The 16,244-nt window shown below is 33.8% G+C and carries 20 protein-coding genes and 1 pseudogene; 16 read left to right on the forward strand and 5 right to left on the reverse strand.

Features of this window, described 5'->3' with window-relative positions; genetic code table 11:
* Positions 1 to 24 precede the first annotated feature (24 nt).
* Positions 25 to 225 carry a hypothetical protein gene (locus CIB95_RS07815; protein WP_094923963.1) on the forward strand — a complete coding sequence of 67 codons (201 nt, stop codon included), beginning with the start codon at positions 25 to 27 and terminating at the stop codon, positions 223 to 225.
* A gap of 21 nt (positions 226 to 246) precedes the next feature.
* A pseudogene (locus tag CIB95_RS16560) lies at positions 247 to 498 on the forward strand (OsmC family protein); the annotation flags it as partial.
* Positions 499 to 538: 40 nt separating this feature from the next.
* Here CIB95_RS16560 and CIB95_RS07825 read toward each other — a convergent pair.
* Both CIB95_RS07825 and CIB95_RS07830 read right to left on the reverse strand, forming a co-directional pair.
* Entirely contained in the window at positions 539 to 2,632 is a 2,094-nt protein-coding gene (locus tag CIB95_RS07825; RefSeq protein WP_094923965.1) for a S8 family serine peptidase, read from the reverse strand.
* A 194-nt stretch (positions 2,633 to 2,826) separates the two neighbouring features.
* Positions 2,827 to 3,078, reverse strand: coding sequence for a transcriptional regulator SplA domain-containing protein (locus tag CIB95_RS07830; protein ID WP_094923966.1), 252 nt, complete (start codon positions 3,076 to 3,078; stop codon positions 2,827 to 2,829).
* Between the two features lie 136 nt (positions 3,079 to 3,214).
* Between CIB95_RS07830 and CIB95_RS07835 the strand changes: the two genes are divergently transcribed.
* The 9 genes from CIB95_RS07835 (at position 3,215) to CIB95_RS07875 (ending at position 10,089) form a co-directional block, all read left to right on the forward strand.
* Positions 3,215 to 3,634, forward strand: a complete 420-nt coding sequence (locus tag CIB95_RS07835; RefSeq protein WP_094923967.1) for a hypothetical protein — start codon at positions 3,215 to 3,217, stop codon at positions 3,632 to 3,634.
* Positions 3,635 to 3,748: 114 nt separating this feature from the next.
* Positions 3,749 to 4,537 carry a CAP domain-containing protein gene (locus tag CIB95_RS07840; protein WP_233143970.1) on the forward strand — a complete coding sequence of 263 codons (789 nt, stop codon included), beginning with the start codon at positions 3,749 to 3,751 and terminating at the stop codon, positions 4,535 to 4,537.
* Positions 4,538 to 4,654: 117 nt separating this feature from the next.
* Positions 4,655 to 5,179: a DinB family protein gene (locus CIB95_RS07845; RefSeq protein ID WP_332893190.1), complete on the forward strand. Its 525-nt coding sequence runs from the start codon at positions 4,655 to 4,657 to the stop codon at positions 5,177 to 5,179.
* 90 nt (positions 5,180 to 5,269) lie between these two features.
* On the forward strand, positions 5,270 to 5,905 hold the full coding sequence (locus tag CIB95_RS07850) for a nitroreductase family protein (protein WP_094923969.1): 636 nt from the start codon (positions 5,270 to 5,272) through the stop codon (positions 5,903 to 5,905).
* 170 nt (positions 5,906 to 6,075) lie between these two features.
* On the forward strand, positions 6,076 to 6,903 hold the full coding sequence (gene speD / locus CIB95_RS07855) for an adenosylmethionine decarboxylase (RefSeq protein ID WP_094923971.1): 828 nt from the start codon (positions 6,076 to 6,078) through the stop codon (positions 6,901 to 6,903).
* Between the two features lie 267 nt (positions 6,904 to 7,170).
* Positions 7,171 to 8,127, forward strand: a complete 957-nt coding sequence (locus tag CIB95_RS07860; protein WP_094923972.1) for a tyrosine-type recombinase/integrase — start codon at positions 7,171 to 7,173, stop codon at positions 8,125 to 8,127.
* Between the two features lie 92 nt (positions 8,128 to 8,219).
* Positions 8,220 to 8,771 (forward strand): DEAD/DEAH box helicase family protein, encoded by a 552-nt coding sequence (locus tag CIB95_RS07865; RefSeq protein ID WP_094923974.1) that lies wholly within the window; start codon positions 8,220 to 8,222, stop codon positions 8,769 to 8,771.
* A gap of 28 nt (positions 8,772 to 8,799) precedes the next feature.
* Positions 8,800 to 9,573 carry an exodeoxyribonuclease III gene (locus CIB95_RS07870; protein ID WP_094923975.1) on the forward strand — a complete coding sequence of 258 codons (774 nt, stop codon included), beginning with the start codon at positions 8,800 to 8,802 and terminating at the stop codon, positions 9,571 to 9,573.
* A 45-nt stretch (positions 9,574 to 9,618) separates the two neighbouring features.
* On the forward strand, positions 9,619 to 10,089 hold the full coding sequence (locus tag CIB95_RS07875; RefSeq protein WP_094923977.1) for a hypothetical protein: 471 nt from the start codon (positions 9,619 to 9,621) through the stop codon (positions 10,087 to 10,089).
* 61 nt (positions 10,090 to 10,150) lie between these two features.
* Here the strand turns inward: CIB95_RS07875 and CIB95_RS07880 are convergent, their stop codons facing one another.
* Both CIB95_RS07880 and CIB95_RS07885 read right to left on the reverse strand, forming a co-directional pair.
* Positions 10,151 to 10,330 (reverse strand): hypothetical protein, encoded by a 180-nt coding sequence (locus CIB95_RS07880; RefSeq protein WP_094923978.1) that lies wholly within the window; start codon positions 10,328 to 10,330, stop codon positions 10,151 to 10,153.
* Between the two features lie 66 nt (positions 10,331 to 10,396).
* Positions 10,397 to 10,903, reverse strand: a complete 507-nt coding sequence (locus tag CIB95_RS07885; protein ID WP_094923980.1) for a glycine/sarcosine/betaine reductase selenoprotein B family protein — start codon at positions 10,901 to 10,903, stop codon at positions 10,397 to 10,399.
* A gap of 257 nt (positions 10,904 to 11,160) precedes the next feature.
* Between CIB95_RS07885 and CIB95_RS07890 the strand changes: the two genes are divergently transcribed.
* The 5 genes from CIB95_RS07890 to CIB95_RS07910 all read left to right on the forward strand — a co-directional run bounded on the left by CIB95_RS07890 (position 11,161) and on the right by CIB95_RS07910 (position 15,615).
* The gene (locus CIB95_RS07890; RefSeq protein WP_094923981.1) at positions 11,161 to 12,204 is read left to right on the forward strand and encodes a fatty acid desaturase; all 1,044 of its coding nucleotides are present in this window, start codon (positions 11,161 to 11,163) and stop codon (positions 12,202 to 12,204) included.
* A 70-nt stretch (positions 12,205 to 12,274) separates the two neighbouring features.
* Entirely contained in the window at positions 12,275 to 13,408 is a 1,134-nt protein-coding gene (locus CIB95_RS07895; RefSeq protein ID WP_094923983.1) for a sensor histidine kinase, read from the forward strand.
* Positions 13,408 to 14,007: a response regulator transcription factor gene (locus CIB95_RS07900; protein WP_094923984.1), complete on the forward strand. Its 600-nt coding sequence runs from the start codon at positions 13,408 to 13,410 to the stop codon at positions 14,005 to 14,007. Before CIB95_RS07895 ends, CIB95_RS07900 begins: the two co-directional genes overlap by 1 nt.
* 124 nt (positions 14,008 to 14,131) lie before the next feature.
* The gene (locus CIB95_RS07905; protein ID WP_094923986.1) at positions 14,132 to 14,782 is read left to right on the forward strand and encodes a futalosine hydrolase; all 651 of its coding nucleotides are present in this window, start codon (positions 14,132 to 14,134) and stop codon (positions 14,780 to 14,782) included.
* The gene (locus CIB95_RS07910) at positions 14,782 to 15,615 is read left to right on the forward strand and encodes a 1,4-dihydroxy-6-naphthoate synthase (RefSeq protein WP_094923987.1); all 834 of its coding nucleotides are present in this window, start codon (positions 14,782 to 14,784) and stop codon (positions 15,613 to 15,615) included. The genes CIB95_RS07905 and CIB95_RS07910 overlap by 1 nt, the downstream gene beginning before the upstream one ends.
* Positions 15,616 to 15,674: 59 nt before the next feature.
* On the opposite strand, the gene CIB95_RS07915 is transcribed toward CIB95_RS07910, so the two are convergent.
* Positions 15,675 to 16,169: a hypothetical protein gene (locus tag CIB95_RS07915; protein ID WP_094923989.1), complete on the reverse strand. Its 495-nt coding sequence runs from the start codon at positions 16,167 to 16,169 to the stop codon at positions 15,675 to 15,677.
* Between the last annotated feature and the right edge of the window lie 75 nt (positions 16,170 to 16,244).

The following is a 16,244-nucleotide window of genomic DNA, read 5'->3' on the forward strand; positions in this document are numbered from 1 at the left end:
TCAGGAAAGGCTAGGTGAAAAAGTATGAAAAAGAAAGACCCAATTGAGATAGCTAACATTAAGATCGTACAAGATGATGGTCCAAATCGGAGAGCTTTTATTGGTGATTTTAAAGATCCTATACATTTTGGAGTACATAGTGGTGTGAAAGCTTTCTATAAAATAGAAACTGATATTGAATATCCGTCAACACTTGACCATATTATCGCAGCTGCTGGAGGCTGACTTACTGGTACTTTTTCAGGCGCGCTGGAGGCGCGTAATATTAAGACTAAGCCAAATAACCTTACTGCCAATATTAAAGGAATTATTGATGCTCCCGATGGAGTCCTAAAAATTACTGAGATTATCTCAGATTTTATGATTAAAGTAGAAAATGAAGAGCAAAAGCAAGTTGTTGAAAGAATATTTCCAGTTTTTCCAAAATATTGTCCTGTAGCCCAAACTTTAGAAGGTGCAGTAAAATTTACGTACAATTTACAAGTAACATTAAAATAGAATAAAACCAGGCTTAACGGCCCGGTTTTATTTTTTAAACTTAATAATATTCATTAAAGAATTTCTTAGCAATTGATGCATACTCACCCTTAGTTACTGCCTCAAACGGATTTAATACTGCAAGAATTTCTCCATTTTCAAATACATATTCAACAGGGAAATAGCCACGATCAATTGCTAGTTGTACATAACCTTTTAATTCTGAAGGGATATCTGTTTGATCTTTTACTACAACGTTAAAATTTACTCCTTGATAAGTCCAAACAGCAGTTATTGTCTGACCGGCTAAAGCATGAGCCTCATTCTGTAAATTTAGTGACTGGATCATCGCGTAAGATAAATCTACTTTAGAAACCGCTCCATTCGGGTTAAATTTGTTTCCATTAGAGAGCATAACTTGATCCGATAGATGTGAAGCATCGTTAAATACTCCTCCACGTGCCGTAACAGCTGCAACAAATGGCATTTCTTCTGCTGAAACATCTGTATAAGAAGTATTATCTAAAGATTGACGAATTCCCGCTCCCATAACTAGATACTTAGCTAGCTCGATACGAGTTAACTTTTCATTTGGGTAATAGTTACCATTTGTGTCAACATTAATTAACCTTTCATTTAATGCGAAGGTTACATCTTCTGCGTCTGTGTCAGCAGCGGCATTCGCAAAATGTTGAAGTGTATTTAATGTTTTACCGTAGCCTTTCTTATTATAAACTTCATCTACAGCAGCATATGCATTTACGTAACCAGCTCCAACTTCCCAAGGTTCATAGCCAGGCATATTTGTAGCTGTATTTTGAATAATTGTTTTTACTTCATCTGGTGACAATGTTGGATCTGCGTCTAACATTAATGCTACAACACCTGCGATATGTGGTGCTGCCATTGAAGTACCACTTAGAGTAGTATAGAAAGGCATTGTGCCTGGATCTTGATTTGATATATCTTTCGTAGTCCCAAGTGCCCCGATAGGTGAAATAACACGTGTTGATATAATATCAGTACCTGGTGCAGTAATCGAAGGTGCGTCTACCCAAGTAAACTCTTTCCCATCAACAGTAACAGTACCACCGTTATTTTCTAATCCACGAGATGATGAATCTGAAAGTTTTCCATACTTATCACCATTAGCTACTGTAATTACCCATGGTGCTTTTTTGAAGTTTCCGGTAATTGTATGCTCACCGTCTCTTCCTGAGTTTCCAGCTGAGAAAACAACTACAATACCACGATCATAACACTTTTTTGTAGCTAAATTTGTAGGGTGTTCAGGATCAAAATCTGTACCGATATCACCTGTGCTGCCCCAAGAATTTGTTACGACACGAATGTTATATTTGAACTGATTTGTAATAGCATAATCAAAGCCAGTTAAAGTATCTAAAATGAAAAGACCAGCACCCGAGCCATATCCAATTAAATCTGCCCCAGGAGCAACACCTTCATATTTACCTGCCGACATTGCACCAGTTCCACCGACAATTCCAGCAACGTGTGTTCCGTGACCACCAGTATGGTCAGTTGTTGGCACATCTTCTGTGTATGTAACAGGAAGGATACTACTTAATGCGTTTAAATTAGTGCCGCCATATACATTTTGAACAAGATTCTTACCATATTCTAAATCTTTATGCGTTCCGTCAATTCCACTGTCGTTGACGATTACACCAATACCATTTCCACTTACAGGTAATCCACCGTTTCTACTTTGAAAATCAGCGTCTTCATGAACTTTTTGTGCGCCAATTAATTTCGTGGATCTTTCTAAATCATATTGTAGTTCTCGATTTAAATAAATCGAACGGACTTGATCACTATTTTGCAACTGATTAATTTGCTCTGGTGTAGCAATAACTCCAGCCATAGGAAGGCTTTGTAGTGTTATTCCATTGGTAATACCAAGGTTTGATAATAAATTTACATCTGCCAAACTAGGTGCACCAGAACCATTAAAAGTTACAATTACCTCTAATACTTCATTAGAATCCTCATCTAAAGCTTTTTGTAAATGCGGACCTATTACAGCAACAGCAGACGTTGAGTCCATATTTACCATCGTAGCATTGCTGCTAAATGGAGCAATAATAACGCTCAACATTAATACAAAAGTAAATAATATTGATTTAACTTTCATTCAATCATTCTCCCCCTTAATTCAGAATTTTCATTTTTTATTACAAAACAATTATCTCTTGTCTAAGGGGGGCTTACAATTATGCAAAAGTAATAATTGAAATTAGCTTATTTCCTATTTCTTGTATATGTTTAGGACTATGGTAAAAATAAAAGTAGTACATAAAATATGTCGAAAAAAAAGAGCCAAAAGGCTCATATTTCATATTGATTCTGTTGCTTAACCATTTCTTCATATGCTGTATTTGCTTCTTCTTCAGAAGTATAAATTGCATCATCATCCTCAATAGTATGAAAAGTTTCATGTAAAAACAAGGCAACTTGATTTGGATCTTTTGGGTGTTCAACAATCTCCGCTTGGGCTACATTTGCAACAGAAGGAATGTGCGGATTTCGATATATAACATACACATCTTCTCCAGCTTTTAGGTTATTTGGGTCATTCATTTTAAAACTCCTTTCCTTATGTATTATTTTCAATTATTTTAGGTATTTCATACTAAAATTATTAGTTCCTTTAACAAGAGATTTCTGGTCACATATACATATTAATACAATTATCTAATGGAAAGTGGGGATTTCCTTGAATGTACTAAAAGGAATGAAAATACAACTTCCAGTAACAGCTAAGATGTTGTCTCACATGTTAAACGGAAAGAAGTTTAAGTACATAAAAAGTCTTAAGGTTAATATAGATGAGCCTTTTATTAAGATAGAAGTTACTTTTCTCTTATTGAAGTTTGAATTTAAAGCGGAAATTATGATTATTCCATACACTACTAAAGGTAGTCGAAGCGTCAAGTTTAAAATAATAAACATAAAGCCAAAATTATTAACTTTAATAAAGCTTTTTTCTTTTAATAAACACAAGTTTATAACGCTAAATAAAGGATATATTTTTATAAATTTGAATGGTATTAAAAAAGTAAAAGAAATAAAATATGGAAAAATAACAGAAATACAAATTAAAAATAAAATCCTATGGTGCAAAATAGAAGTATAACGTTTCTAAATAAGATGATTCAATGGACGAATTACACATTTATTCCCACATATAATTTGTGCTTTTTAATGTAAACTAATCGTGTAATAACTATTGTAAAGGGAGGTCTTTCGATTGAAAAAGTATTTCGCAATAGCTATTACCACTTTTGCATTAATGTTCTCAGTTGCATGTAATGAAACAAGCGAAGATGCAATGGATAGTTACGTTAACCCAAATGAACGTAACTATGAGATGACAGAAGTAAATTATGATAATGGACCAATTGGGGAAATGAAGTCACTGGATACTAAAATTCCAAGTCATAAATTCCCGCATAGTACAATTATTAAAAAAGATGTGAGAATTTATAAATTAAATGCTGGACAAATTCCAGGCATGAATAAACAAACACCTGATGGAAAAACGCCAACTGCGAAAACTCCGGCGCAACAAGTGCCAGCTAAGGAAGCACCGACAGAGAAGGCACCAACTACAGAGGTTGCTCCTGATCGAGGAGAACAAAAGACAGAAGCTACTAATGGATTAAGTGAATTCGAATCCAAGGTAGTAGAACTTACAAATGTTGAAAGACAAAAAAATGGTTTACCACCATTAAAAGTCGATACTTCATTAAGTTCTGTTGCAAGAAAAAAGTCAGATGATATGCAAGCTAAAAACTATTTTTCACACACTAGTCCAACGTACGGATCACCCTTCGATATGATTCGTGACTTTGGTATATCGTATAAAACTGCAGGGGAAAACATCGCCAAAGGTCAAACTTCTCCTCAAAGTGTAGTGAATGGTTGGATGAACAGTGAAGGACACCGTAAGAATATTTTAAGTAAAGACTTTACACATATCGGTGTTGGATTTAATGACAGTGGTAAGTATTGGACACAAATGTTTATTGGTAAATAAAAATGATTAAGATGAAATCGGCATTTAACTGCCGGTTTCTTTTTTTTAGAAGGAATTTTATATATAAATGTATAAGTTAGTAATTATAAATAACTAGCAATAATACAAGGAGAGCGAATGATGAATTTTAAAATAGAAGAGGCAATAGAAATTTTAGAACGGACTCCTAAAGTTTTGCATGCTTTATTAGGTGGTCTTTCATTAAATTGGATTGATTGTCATGAAGGAGATGGCACATGGTCTCCAAAAGAAGTTTTAGCACATCTTATTGAAGGGGAGAATGAAGACTGGATTAAACGGTTAGAGCTATGCATCGAACATGGCGTGAACAAGCCATTTAAACCATTTGATCGATTTAGCCACTTGCAATATGTAAATAAAAAAACAATGGAAGAATTACTTAATACTTTTTCTGAACTTAGATATAACAACATACTAAGGCTCAACCAACTAATTACATCACCGAAAACTCTTGAATTAAAAGGAAGACATCCTGATTTTGGAACTGTAACTGTTAAAGAGTTGCTCGCAACTTGGGTGTCTCATGACTTAAACCATATTGTACAAATCAATCGAACCATGGCCAACCGATATCGAGATGATGTTGGTCCGTGGATAGAATATTTAGGAATTTATAGATGAACTTACAAATGAAAATAGCTATTTAATACCTCAAAATACGATGTAAATGGACACAATAATAAAGAGTTCGTACATCAAGGAGGTTTTTTAATGTCATCATCAACACTAGAAAAAAGAGACTTTTATACCGTAGTCAATGATCGACATTCTGTTAAAAAATATGACCCGACCCATACGATGACAGAAGATGAAGTGAAGGAACTAATTGTTAATACACAAAAAGCTCCTTCAGCTTGGAACTTACAGCATTGGAAGTTTTTAATAATTGATAAAAAAGAAATGAAGGAAAAAGTATTGCCGATTGCATATGGACAAGAACAAGTGATTACCGCTTCAATCGTTGTCTGTATTTTAGCTGATATTGAAGCAAATAAAAATGCCGAGCCAATTTTTTCTGACGCTGTTGATAAAGGTTATATGACAAAGGAAATAAAAGACAGCCTAATTGGACAAATTGAAGGAGCTTACACAATTCCAGATATGGGTAAGGACCAAGGAATCATGAACTCTTCTTTGGCAGCAATGCAACTAATGTTAGTTGCCAAAGCGATGGACTATGATACTTGTCCAATGGGTGGATTTGACCGCCAAAAAATGATTGAAGAATTTAATATACCTTCAAGATATATTCCAACAATGCTCATTTCTGTAGGTAAGGCAAGTGAACCAGCTTATCCTAGTTCAAGATTTACATTTGATGAAGTAACTATTTTTAATAGCTTTTAATGTAAAAACATCCCTTTATGGGGTGTTTTTTAAGATAGCTTTGCTCACGTCTTAGTAATGAATAATCAAAAAAAATAGGAGATTGTTTTTTTATTGGTATGTTCGGGTAACATAAGAATAAGTAAATAAAAGACACTCTTTTTAATAAGATGAGTAAGGGGGAAGAACTCATGAAGCTAACAGAACAACAACGTATTCAATTACATGGTTTTAACAACTTAACAAAATCTTTAAGTTTTAATATGTATGATATTTGTTATACGAAAACAAAAGAAGAACGAGAGGCTTATATAGAGTATATTGATGAACAATACAACGCGGACCGATTAACAAAAATACTTACTGACGTATCAGATATAATTGGCGCACACGTACTTAACATCGCCAAACAAGATTATGTTCCTCAAGGTGCAAGTGTTACTGTATTAGTCTCAGAAGGGCCGATAGTCGAAGTTCCAAATGAATCATTGAAAGAATCACCCGGACCACTACCCGATTCTGTTGTTGTGCAATTAGATAAAAGTCATATAACAGTACATACGTATCCGGAATACCACCCTCATGAAGGAATCAGTACGTTTAGAGCGGATATTGATGTATCTACTTGTGGTGAGATTTCACCTTTAAAAGCATTGAATTATTTAATCCATTCATTTGATACAGATATAATGACGATGGATTATAGAGTGAGAGGATTTACTCGAGATATAAATGGGTCAAAGTTGTTTATTGATCACAATATTAGTTCTATTCAAAATTACATTCCAGATGAAGTAAAAAGTGAATTTGATATGATTGATGTAAATATTTATCAAGAACACATTTTCCACACAAGATGTAAATTAAAGGAATTTGACATTAATAATTACCTTTTTGGTTATACGAAAGAAAAATTAACTGATCAAGAAGAAGAAGAGATTACTGAACGTCTGAAATTAGAAATGGATGAAATTTATTATGGACGAAATATTAGTCGCGGAAGTATTAATGATAAATAATTAATATTAAGTATGCTGTTTCTCACTCAGCATACTTTTTTTATACAAAAAATACTATTCTGTATCACCCTCTCATTTGCAACGAAATAAGCTTTTGTGGATTATTACCCATGTCGATGCAAATAACAGGGCAATCCATAACTGCAACATATTTCTCTATCCTTAGACAATTTTAGTAAATTTACCGCGTATAATGTATATTATGTGCGGTAAGTTTGAATTAATTGTATAATAAAGAAACAAATCTATTTAATAGGGGTTGTTAGGATGGAAAATGATAGTACGAGAATGCTAGACTTATATAATGAAGAGTTGTCTTTATTCGAAACACATATGGATAATAAGGAATTCTCTAGTTTTACGATAGATAATTACAAACGTGACATCCTACTATTTCTTAGCTATATTAATAAGAATAAACAGCAAAAAGTTGACTTAAGTACCATTAAAAAGATACATATTACGTTATTTCTAAGTGAATGTAAGACAATACGTGGAAATTCAGCACCAACAAGGAATAGAAGACTTTCAGCAATTCGTTCATTTTACAATTGTCTTATCGAATATGAACTAATAACCCAAAACCCAGCTGCAAAACTTCAAGTTGCTAAAGAACAATCTGGGAAACTACCGATTTATTTGGAAAAAGAAGAATTAAAGCATTTTTTCAGACAGATAACCGAGTCTTCACAAGTGCATTTTGTAAGAAGAAACCGAGTGTTACTAGGGTTAATGGCATTTGCAGGGTTACGTGTTACCGAAGTACACAGGCTGAATATCGCTTCTATTAATAGAGCTAAACGTGGAATTTTAGTAGAAGGAAAAGGAAACAAAACAAGGTATATCCCGCTTCCTAGTACGCTTTTCACAGAGTTAATTATTTATCTTGAAAAGGATAGAGAAGTACCTATAGAAGGACATGAGCAAGCCCTCTTCTTAACGAGAAATGGCACAAGAATTTCAAGGCGTCGAATACAAGAAATCACTGAACTTATAGGAAAGAAATTGCTAAGTAATCAGTCATTTTCAAAGAAAATTTCTAGTCATAAACTACGCCACTCATTTGCCACACATCTTGTGCAAGATGGAAAAGATATTCGAACGGTCCAAGAATTACTCGGTCATACAAACTTAAACACAACGCAACGGTATACGCATGTTTCTGATAAACAGAAGGAACTGGCGATGGATATTAACGTCGATGAGTATTTAGTTAGTCATTAATAAGTATATAATTTACAATCAACATTTAATTTACAGTAATTATATTATGTAAACTAGATTTGTGTGAGTTCTGAGAGAAGGGAAAGTAAGAGATGAAATTCATATTAATTGTCGGTCCACAAGCTGTCGGTAAAATGACTATTGGCCAAGAATTAGAGAAAATGACAGATTTAAAGCTATTACATAACCATCAAACAATTGATTTATTGCAACCTTTATTTGGTTTCACACCGGAAATGTGGAAACTTTCCTCCATGTTTCGCGAAGAAATCTTCAAAACTGCTGCACAAAGTGATATGTACGGATTAATTTTTACATATGTATGCGACTTTAATGCTGGAACCGACGCTATTGATAAGATTTGTAGTATATTTGAAGAAACTGGCGGTGAAATTTACATTGTTGAACTTGAGGCAGATGTTGAAGAAAGGTTAAAGCGAAATAATACACCTCACCGGCTAAAACATAAACCAACGAAGCGTAACCTAAGAGAATCAGAAGAAAATCTACTACAATCACATGAGCAGTTAAGGTTAAACTCTCTTGAAGGAGAACTAGATAGAGAAAACTATGTAAGAATTAACAATACTAACCTTTCAGCACTTGAAGTTGCAACAAGAATTAAAAATACGTTTCAATTATAGAAACAACATATACAAGGAGTTTTTAGTAATGAAAGTAGTATCCTGGAATGTAAACGGCATTAGAGCATGTGTGAACAAAGGGTTTTTAGACTTCTTCAATGACATCGACGCGGATATTTTCTGTATACAAGAGTCAAAATGCCAAGAAGGACAAATAGAACTTCCTCTAGAAGGGTATTATCAATATTGGAATTACGCTCTGAAAAAGGGCTATTCTGGTACAGCAATATTTACCAAAAGAGAGCCATTATTTGTTTCTTATGGAGTTGGCGATAATGATAGCGAAGATGAAGGTAGAATCATTTCATTGGAATTTGAAAAATATTATGTTGTCAATGTATACACGCCAAATGCTAAAAGAACATTGGAACGTCTAGAAGAAAGGCTTCTTTGGGAAGATGAAATTAGAGATTACTTAACTCAGCTAAACAAACAAAAACCGGTTATTTATTGTGGCGACCTTAATGTTGCTCATCAAGAAATTGATTTAAAAAATGCGAAAACAAACAAAGGAAACTCTGGATTTACTGAAGAAGAACGCGGTAAAATGACTGATTTATTAAATGCAGGTTTTATTGATTCCTATCGCTATTTATACCCTTCTAAAGAAGGTGCATATTCTTGGTGGTCATACATGAGTAAAGTAAGAGAACGTAATATTGGATGGAGAATAGATTACGTTATTGTTTCAGAGAATATAAAAGACGCAATTATTGATGCAGAAATACATCATTCTATTTTAGGTAGTGACCATTGCCCGGTTTCATTAGATATTGACGAAGGCAAAATTACTGTTGAATAGAGTTATAAATAATTAAAGTAATACAATTAAAGGAGCATGATAATAATGGAAAACAAAGAGTTAGTTTTAGAAGATATCTATATAGAGCGTTGCAATAAAGAAACAGAAGAATTGATAGAAGAAGAGCTGGTTACATTTTTAGAAAAGCCAATTACATATTTAAAAAGTAAATCCAATGAATTTATTTACATTGAATCACCTTCCTTAGAAGATATTAAGGTCGATGCGATTTCATTAGAACTAGATGATGTATTTGGAGTTTACAATGCCTTGCTTGGCTTTAAAGTACAAAAGAAGCATGAGGAAGTAATTAGAAGTTACTTTGAGAAAACCCTTGAAGCAGATGATCCTGCAAAATGCGGCATGATGTTTAACCATGACGATGGATTATGGGACATAAATGTAGCTGTTAATTATATTCCTGGATATAAAGAGGATGTAACGATTGAAGGTGCATTAAAACTGGTCACTTCTTTGTTAGAAAATATATTAGATGAAGTTAAAAACAACAAGTAATCCCATTCACGCAAAAAAGGAGAGTTACATTGCCTAGCAATCTAACCCTCCTTTTAATTATTTATGATAAATTAATAATAGCTCCTGATTTCTCCTTTGAAACATCAAGCATTTCCTTAACAACTTTTTTTCTCGTTTCCAAATCAAAAGGTTCTCCGCAAGGCCTTCCTAATTTATAGCCAGTCATTAAAGTTCTCGGTGCTTTTACTTTTTCAGACATTCCATCAATTAAGCTAATCATAACAGTCGTAATACCGGCTCGTTCTAATGCTCGGGCATACAGCCCGATAATATTATGACAAGATCCTCAGCCAGGTACTAACAAAGCAATATCAACATTGTCCTTTACTAGTTCTTTTACAACTAAAGGAGCGGTTTCCTTTTCATGGGGTTCTTTCTTTAATGTCCCTCCATTAAGTCCAATATTAACGTCGGATAATGATCCAATCGCTTTTTCTTCAACAAGCTGTTGCAATTGAGGAAGAGGAAAAACAATTGTTTTATCAACTTTAGCATGTTTAGTATCGTAATATAAGTGCGTAACTTCTAAATCATCTACTTTTGTATTAGAAGGTATCTTCCGGTATGTATAATCACCACTTCCCATTACATGAAAAGGTTTATCTATTTTCAAATGTACTCCAGCACTTGATATAAGGGCTACTCGGCAATCCTTTAAAGGTTTAGTAAGAAGAGTTTCTACTTGTTCATGTTTAGGTTTCGTATGATCTAAACTAAATCTTTTATATACGCTAGGCATCCATTTCGAAATACCAACTATTGTTTTTCCAATAAGCTTAATTTTCCAAGACAATTATATCCCCCCAATACTACTCTACAATATGCGAGAGAGTACTACCATATTAGCATAATCCTATTTTTAGTGCTTCATACTATACATGAAAAAATCCAAAATAGTTGTTATTTACAGGGTAATTACCAATTGGAGGTAGTTCAATATGACAACTGTCATATAATTCGCATGACACTCATGTCTACAAAGGAGGAAAAAACTCCTTTATCATTAGATACAACAAGAAATAAATTAGTGATGAAGGGAAGCCACTAAAAATGGATAAACAAAACCAAAAAGAATTAAGAAAACAAATCGCTCCATATGAAAAATCAAGTACAAAAAACAGCGTAAGACAAATGATTAACACATTAGTACCATTCTTTGCACTATGGATTTTAGCTTATGTTAGCATTTCGTATTCTTATCTAATTACACTTGCAATAACTGCAGTAGCAGCAGGCTTTTTAGTTCGAGCATTCATCATTTTCCATGATTGCTGTCATGGATCATTCTTTAAAAACAAACGTGCAAACAATATAATCGGAACAATAACAGGAATCATGACATTTTGTCCTTATGAACAATGGAAACATAGTCACAATGTTCACCATGCAACGAACAGTAACTTAAACAAACGTGGTACAGGAGATGTTTGGGTACTTACAGTCGATGAGTATATGTCTTCATCATTTTGGACTCGTTTAGGGTACCGCTTATACCGTAACCCGATTACAATGTTTATCATTGGTCCTATCTATGTATTTTTAATTCAATATCGTTTTAATAGAAAAGATGCACGTAAAAAAGAACGTGTTAACACTTATATTACTAATATTGCTTTAGTAGCGATTATCACACTTTTCAGCTTAACAATCGGATTTAAAACTTTCTTAATGATTCAAGGACCTATTTTCTTAATCTCAGGAATTTTAGGAGTATGGTTATTCTATGTACAACATCAATTTGAAGATTCTTATTTTGAAACAGAAGAAAACTGGGATTATGTAAAAGCAGCATTACAAGGTAGTTCTTATTATAAATTACCAAAAGTATTACAATGGATTACTGGTAACATTGGATACCACCATATTCATCATTTAAGTTCAAGAATTCCAAACTATTATTTAGAAGAAGTTCATAACAAAAACGAAGTTCTTCAAGATGTCCCAACAATTAACCTTCCGAAGAGCTTAGAGTCGTTAAAGTTTAAGCTTTGGGATGAAGAAAACAAAAAGTTTGTTAGCTTCAAAAGAGTTAAGCAAGTTAAAGAAAAAATAAAAAATGCTTACAGTACACCAAATAAAGAGCAAACTTCTTAAGCTACAATAATGGAAAAATATGATAAAATAATATATAAGGTAAGTTTTATTAAGTAATGAGGTACTTTACATGTCAAAAAAATTAGTGTTCTTTCAAAAAGGTTCTGGAATTGCTCCTTATATATGGATTTTGTTTAGCATACTTCCGTTTTACTTCATCTTTGAATCATCTTCAAAAATTGAAGTAATTATCGGAATTACGCTAACTATCATGTTTTTCCTTTTGTTTCGTTTTGCGTTTGTTTCAAAAAGATGGCCAGTTTATGTTTGGACATCATTATTAATTGTCATTTCAATCACAATGACAATAGTTTTCCAATACGTATATTTTGCTTTTTATATCGCTTATTATATTGGGAACATAAAAAATAGAGCTGGCTTTTTATCTTTATATATTGTACATCTTACGCTAACGACGATTTCTATTAATATTAACTTCATCTTTCAAGCGGAAGAATACGTAAAACAGCTACCATTTGTTGTCATCATTTGGATAAGTGTAATTCTACTTCCTTTTAATATCTATAATAAGAAAAAACAAGACCGCCTTGAGCAACAATTAGCTGTTGCAAATGATCGAATTGCAGATTTAGTTAAGCAAGAAGAACGTCAACGTATCGCAAGAGATCTTCACGATGTACTCGGTCAGAAGCTATCATTAATTGGGCTTAAAAGTGATTTAGCACGTAAACTTATTTATAAAGATCCTGAGCAAGTAAAAGTTGAGCTAAAAGACGTTCAACAAACTGCAAGGACTGCCTTAAATGAAGTAAGAAAACTTGTATCACAAATGCGAGGCATTCGTTTAAAAGATGAACTTGTACATGTGAATCAAATTTTAAAAGCAGCAGAAATTAAATTTGTGTATAAGGAAGAGGGACCACTTTCAAATGTCTCTCTATTTTTAGAAAATATTTTAAGTATGTGTTTAAAAGAAGTTGTGACGAATATAGTAAAGCATAGTAAAGCAAAAAATTGTATACTTTCGATAAAACAATCACCAAGTGAGATTGTTATTACTGTTCAAGATGATGGAATCGGTTTAAATATTGAGAAAGATTATGGCAAAGGGAATGGTCTTTTAGGCATAAATGAAAGATTAGAGTTTGTAAATGGAACATTAGAGATTACCAATAATAATGGAACTACCATCTCCATGAAGATTCCCCACGCTTTGAAGCAGTTTCATAAGGAGGACCAGTAATGATAAGAATCGTCATAGCCGAAGACCAACGAATGGTATTAGGTGCTTTAGGCTCTTTACTTAGCCTTGAGGATGATATGGAAGTTGTTGCAATGGCTAATAATGGTCAAGAAGCACTAACGTTAGTTGAAAAGTATAACCCTGACGTATGTATCATGGACATTGAAATGCCGGAAAAAACAGGGCTTGAAGCTGCTGAAGCACTTAAAGAGCAACCATGTAAAGTAATCATTTTAACGACTTTTGCTCGTACTGGGTACTTCAAACGGGCAATTAAAGCTGGGGTAAGTGGTTACTTATTGAAGGATGGTCCTAGTGAAGAATTAGCAGATTCTATTCGCAGAATAATGGCTGGAAATCGCGTTTATGCACCAGAACTAATGGATGACCTGTATAGTGAGGAAAACCCTTTAACTGGCAGGGAAAAAGAAGTTCTTGAACTTGTTGCAGATGGGAAAAACACAAAGGAAATTGCAGACGAACTTTCATTGAAAACTGGTACTGTCCGAAACTATATCTCAACGATTCTAGACAAACTTGAAGTAAAAAATAGAATAGAAGCAATCACACAGTCGAAAGAAAAAGGCTGGTTTAAGTAAAGAAATGGAGATCTTCATTAATGAAGGTCTTTTTTATTTATGCGGAAATTCATATCAGAAAATTGTCGTATGAAGCTCTTTCGTTTAAAATTAAAATACAAATAGATAAACAAGGGGTTTAGTAATGAGCATTAAACAACGAATACTAATAGTTACTGCTGTAGATGCAGAAAAAGATGCCGTTCTTCGCGGGCTTAATGGTAATGAAAACTTTCATGTCATTGAAGTTGGAGTCGGGCCTATTGAAGCTGCAGCAAGAACTGCCATAGCTTTAACAAAAGAAAATTACAGTTTAGTCATTAATGCTGGGATAGCTGGGGGTTTTACCGGGAAGGCTGATATCAGTTCCATTGTAGTCGGTGATTCGTTTATCGCTGCCGACCTCGGCGCAGAAACGGAACACGGCTTTTCTTCTTTAAATGAATTAGGCTTTGGTTCATCTATAATCGATGTTGATCAACATCTTGTTAGTAAAGTGTACAGAGCATTGAAAAATAGTCAAATACCTGTTAATAAAGGTTCCATTTTAACAATATCTACTGTTACTGGAAGTAAAGAAACCACTACTGAACTTGCTAATCGTGTACCAAATGCAACAGCTGAAGCGATGGAAGGATACGGTGTTGCGATGGCAGCTAAGCAGTTTAATATTCCGGCAATAGAGGTTCGCGCCATCTCAAATAAGGTAGGACCAAGAAACAAAAGCGAATGGAAAATTAAAGACGCCTTGCAATCACTTGAAGCAACATTTCAGATATTATCGGAGGTTTTATAATGAAAATCATGTACTCTCCATGCCCAAATGACACTTTTATCTTTCATGCTTTAGCACATGGTTTAATTGCTGGTGCACCAAAGTTAGATGTCACTTTTGCAGATATCGATATAACGAACAAATTAGCTATTGATGGAAATGCTCCTGACATTGTAAAGATATCTTTTGCAGCATTACCATATGTATTAGACGACTATGCATTAATACCATGTGGTGGTGCACTTGGACGCGGGTGTGGCCCTTTAGTTCTTACTAACTCAGAACATAAAGACCCTTCCATGTTAGCTGGAAAAAAAGTAGCCGTTCCAAGTGAACTGTCTACAGCTTATTTACTATTTAGACTATGGGCAGCTAACCATGTTCCTGGTGGTGTTGGTGAAATTATTGTAATGCCATTTCATGAAATTATGCCAGCAGTACGTGATGGTAAAGTCGATGCAGGATTAGTCATTCATGAAGCTCGTTTTACATATCAAAACTACAATCTAAACCTACTAACTGACTTAGGAAGTTGGTGGGAGGAAGATACAAACTTACCTATCCCACTTGGGGCAATTATTGCAAAACGCAACTTAGACCTCGAAAGTATTACGAATTGGATTAAACAATCCGTTCAGTATGCATGGAAACACCCTGATGCTTCAAAAGACTATGTCATGTGTCATGCGCAAGAATTATCACCTGATGTTGCTCAAGCGCACATCGATCTTTATGTAAATGACTTTTCAGAAGAACTCGGAGATGCAGGTTTTGCAGCAATTACTACTTTATTAAATCGTGCTGCAAAAGAAGGATTAGTTCCAAAAATAGATATGGATAAGTTATATAAATAACTAGATCAAAAAGGGAACTTCGTCTCATGACAAAGTTCCCTTTTTAGTTAGTGCTTCTTTTATTCGTATTTGCTAATTGTATTTAAACCTAATTGATGTAGAGCGTAATTCACGTCATCCAAGTTATAGATTTCATTTTCAATACAAAATAATATGACTAAATCAAATGTATTACTTTTTGAAAGTGAAAAACCAGCTGAATATAATAGTTTTTCCGCTTCGTTCTTATTTAATTCTAGTGCTAACGCTAGTGCTATTGCGGTCTTTTTGCTGATTTTATAGCTAGGATTTGATCGTATCTTTGAAAAAAGTTTTCTGTCGATCCCAGCTTTTTTATAAATCTCTACGTCACTTCTACCGCTTGAATCAATGAAGCTAAACAAGTTCATCGCAAATGAAGGCGATTTGTTTTCTTCTAAGAAACCTTCTAGGTCATCCATCGATAAATCATGATCAATATTTATGTATTTGCATTCTTGTAATTCATAGACTTGTTCAACACTATGTTCCTCTAAGAACTTCTGTAACGCTACTAATATTTCATTTTTTAACATTGTTTCTGCTCCTTATTTGTCGCTTGTGAGGCGACCTAAGTACATAGAATATCAGATATTATTATAGCATGATCT

Origin of the sequence: Lottiidibacillus patelloidae (assembly GCF_002262935.1) — a bacterium.
Taxonomy (GTDB): Bacteria; Bacillota; Bacilli; order Bacillales; family SA5d-4; genus Lottiidibacillus; species Lottiidibacillus patelloidae.

Coding starts and splice junctions, on each gene's coding strand:
- CIB95_RS07905 (WP_094923986.1), top strand. CDS start 14,132: ATGAGCATTAAACAACGAATACTAATAGTTACTGCTGTAGATGCAGAA.
- CIB95_RS07875 (WP_094923977.1), top strand. CDS start 9,619: ATGGAAAACAAAGAGTTAGTTTTAGAAGATATCTATATAGAGCGTTGC.
- CIB95_RS07825 (WP_094923965.1), bottom strand. CDS start 2,632: ATGAAAGTTAAATCAATATTATTTACTTTTGTATTAATGTTGAGCGTT.
- CIB95_RS07815 (WP_094923963.1), top strand. CDS start 25: ATGAAAAAGAAAGACCCAATTGAGATAGCTAACATTAAGATCGTACAA.
- CIB95_RS07890 (WP_094923981.1), top strand. CDS start 11,161: ATGGATAAACAAAACCAAAAAGAATTAAGAAAACAAATCGCTCCATAT.
- CIB95_RS07910 (WP_094923987.1), top strand. CDS start 14,782: ATGAAAATCATGTACTCTCCATGCCCAAATGACACTTTTATCTTTCAT.
- speD (WP_094923971.1), top strand. CDS start 6,076: ATGAAGCTAACAGAACAACAACGTATTCAATTACATGGTTTTAACAAC.
- CIB95_RS07915 (WP_094923989.1), bottom strand. CDS start 16,169: ATGTTAAAAAATGAAATATTAGTAGCGTTACAGAAGTTCTTAGAGGAA.
- CIB95_RS07900 (WP_094923984.1), top strand. CDS start 13,408: ATGATAAGAATCGTCATAGCCGAAGACCAACGAATGGTATTAGGTGCT.
- CIB95_RS07850 (WP_094923969.1), top strand. CDS start 5,270: ATGTCATCATCAACACTAGAAAAAAGAGACTTTTATACCGTAGTCAAT.
- CIB95_RS07880 (WP_094923978.1), bottom strand. CDS start 10,330: ATGATTAGCTTAATTGATGGAATGTCTGAAAAAGTAAAAGCACCGAGA.
- CIB95_RS07830 (WP_094923966.1), bottom strand. CDS start 3,078: ATGAATGACCCAAATAACCTAAAAGCTGGAGAAGATGTGTATGTTATA.
- CIB95_RS07865 (WP_094923974.1), top strand. CDS start 8,220: ATGAAATTCATATTAATTGTCGGTCCACAAGCTGTCGGTAAAATGACT.
- CIB95_RS07870 (WP_094923975.1), top strand. CDS start 8,800: ATGAAAGTAGTATCCTGGAATGTAAACGGCATTAGAGCATGTGTGAAC.
- CIB95_RS07895 (WP_094923983.1), top strand. CDS start 12,275: ATGTCAAAAAAATTAGTGTTCTTTCAAAAAGGTTCTGGAATTGCTCCT.
- CIB95_RS07860 (WP_094923972.1), top strand. CDS start 7,171: ATGGAAAATGATAGTACGAGAATGCTAGACTTATATAATGAAGAGTTG.
- CIB95_RS07845 (WP_332893190.1), top strand. CDS start 4,655: ATGATGAATTTTAAAATAGAAGAGGCAATAGAAATTTTAGAACGGACT.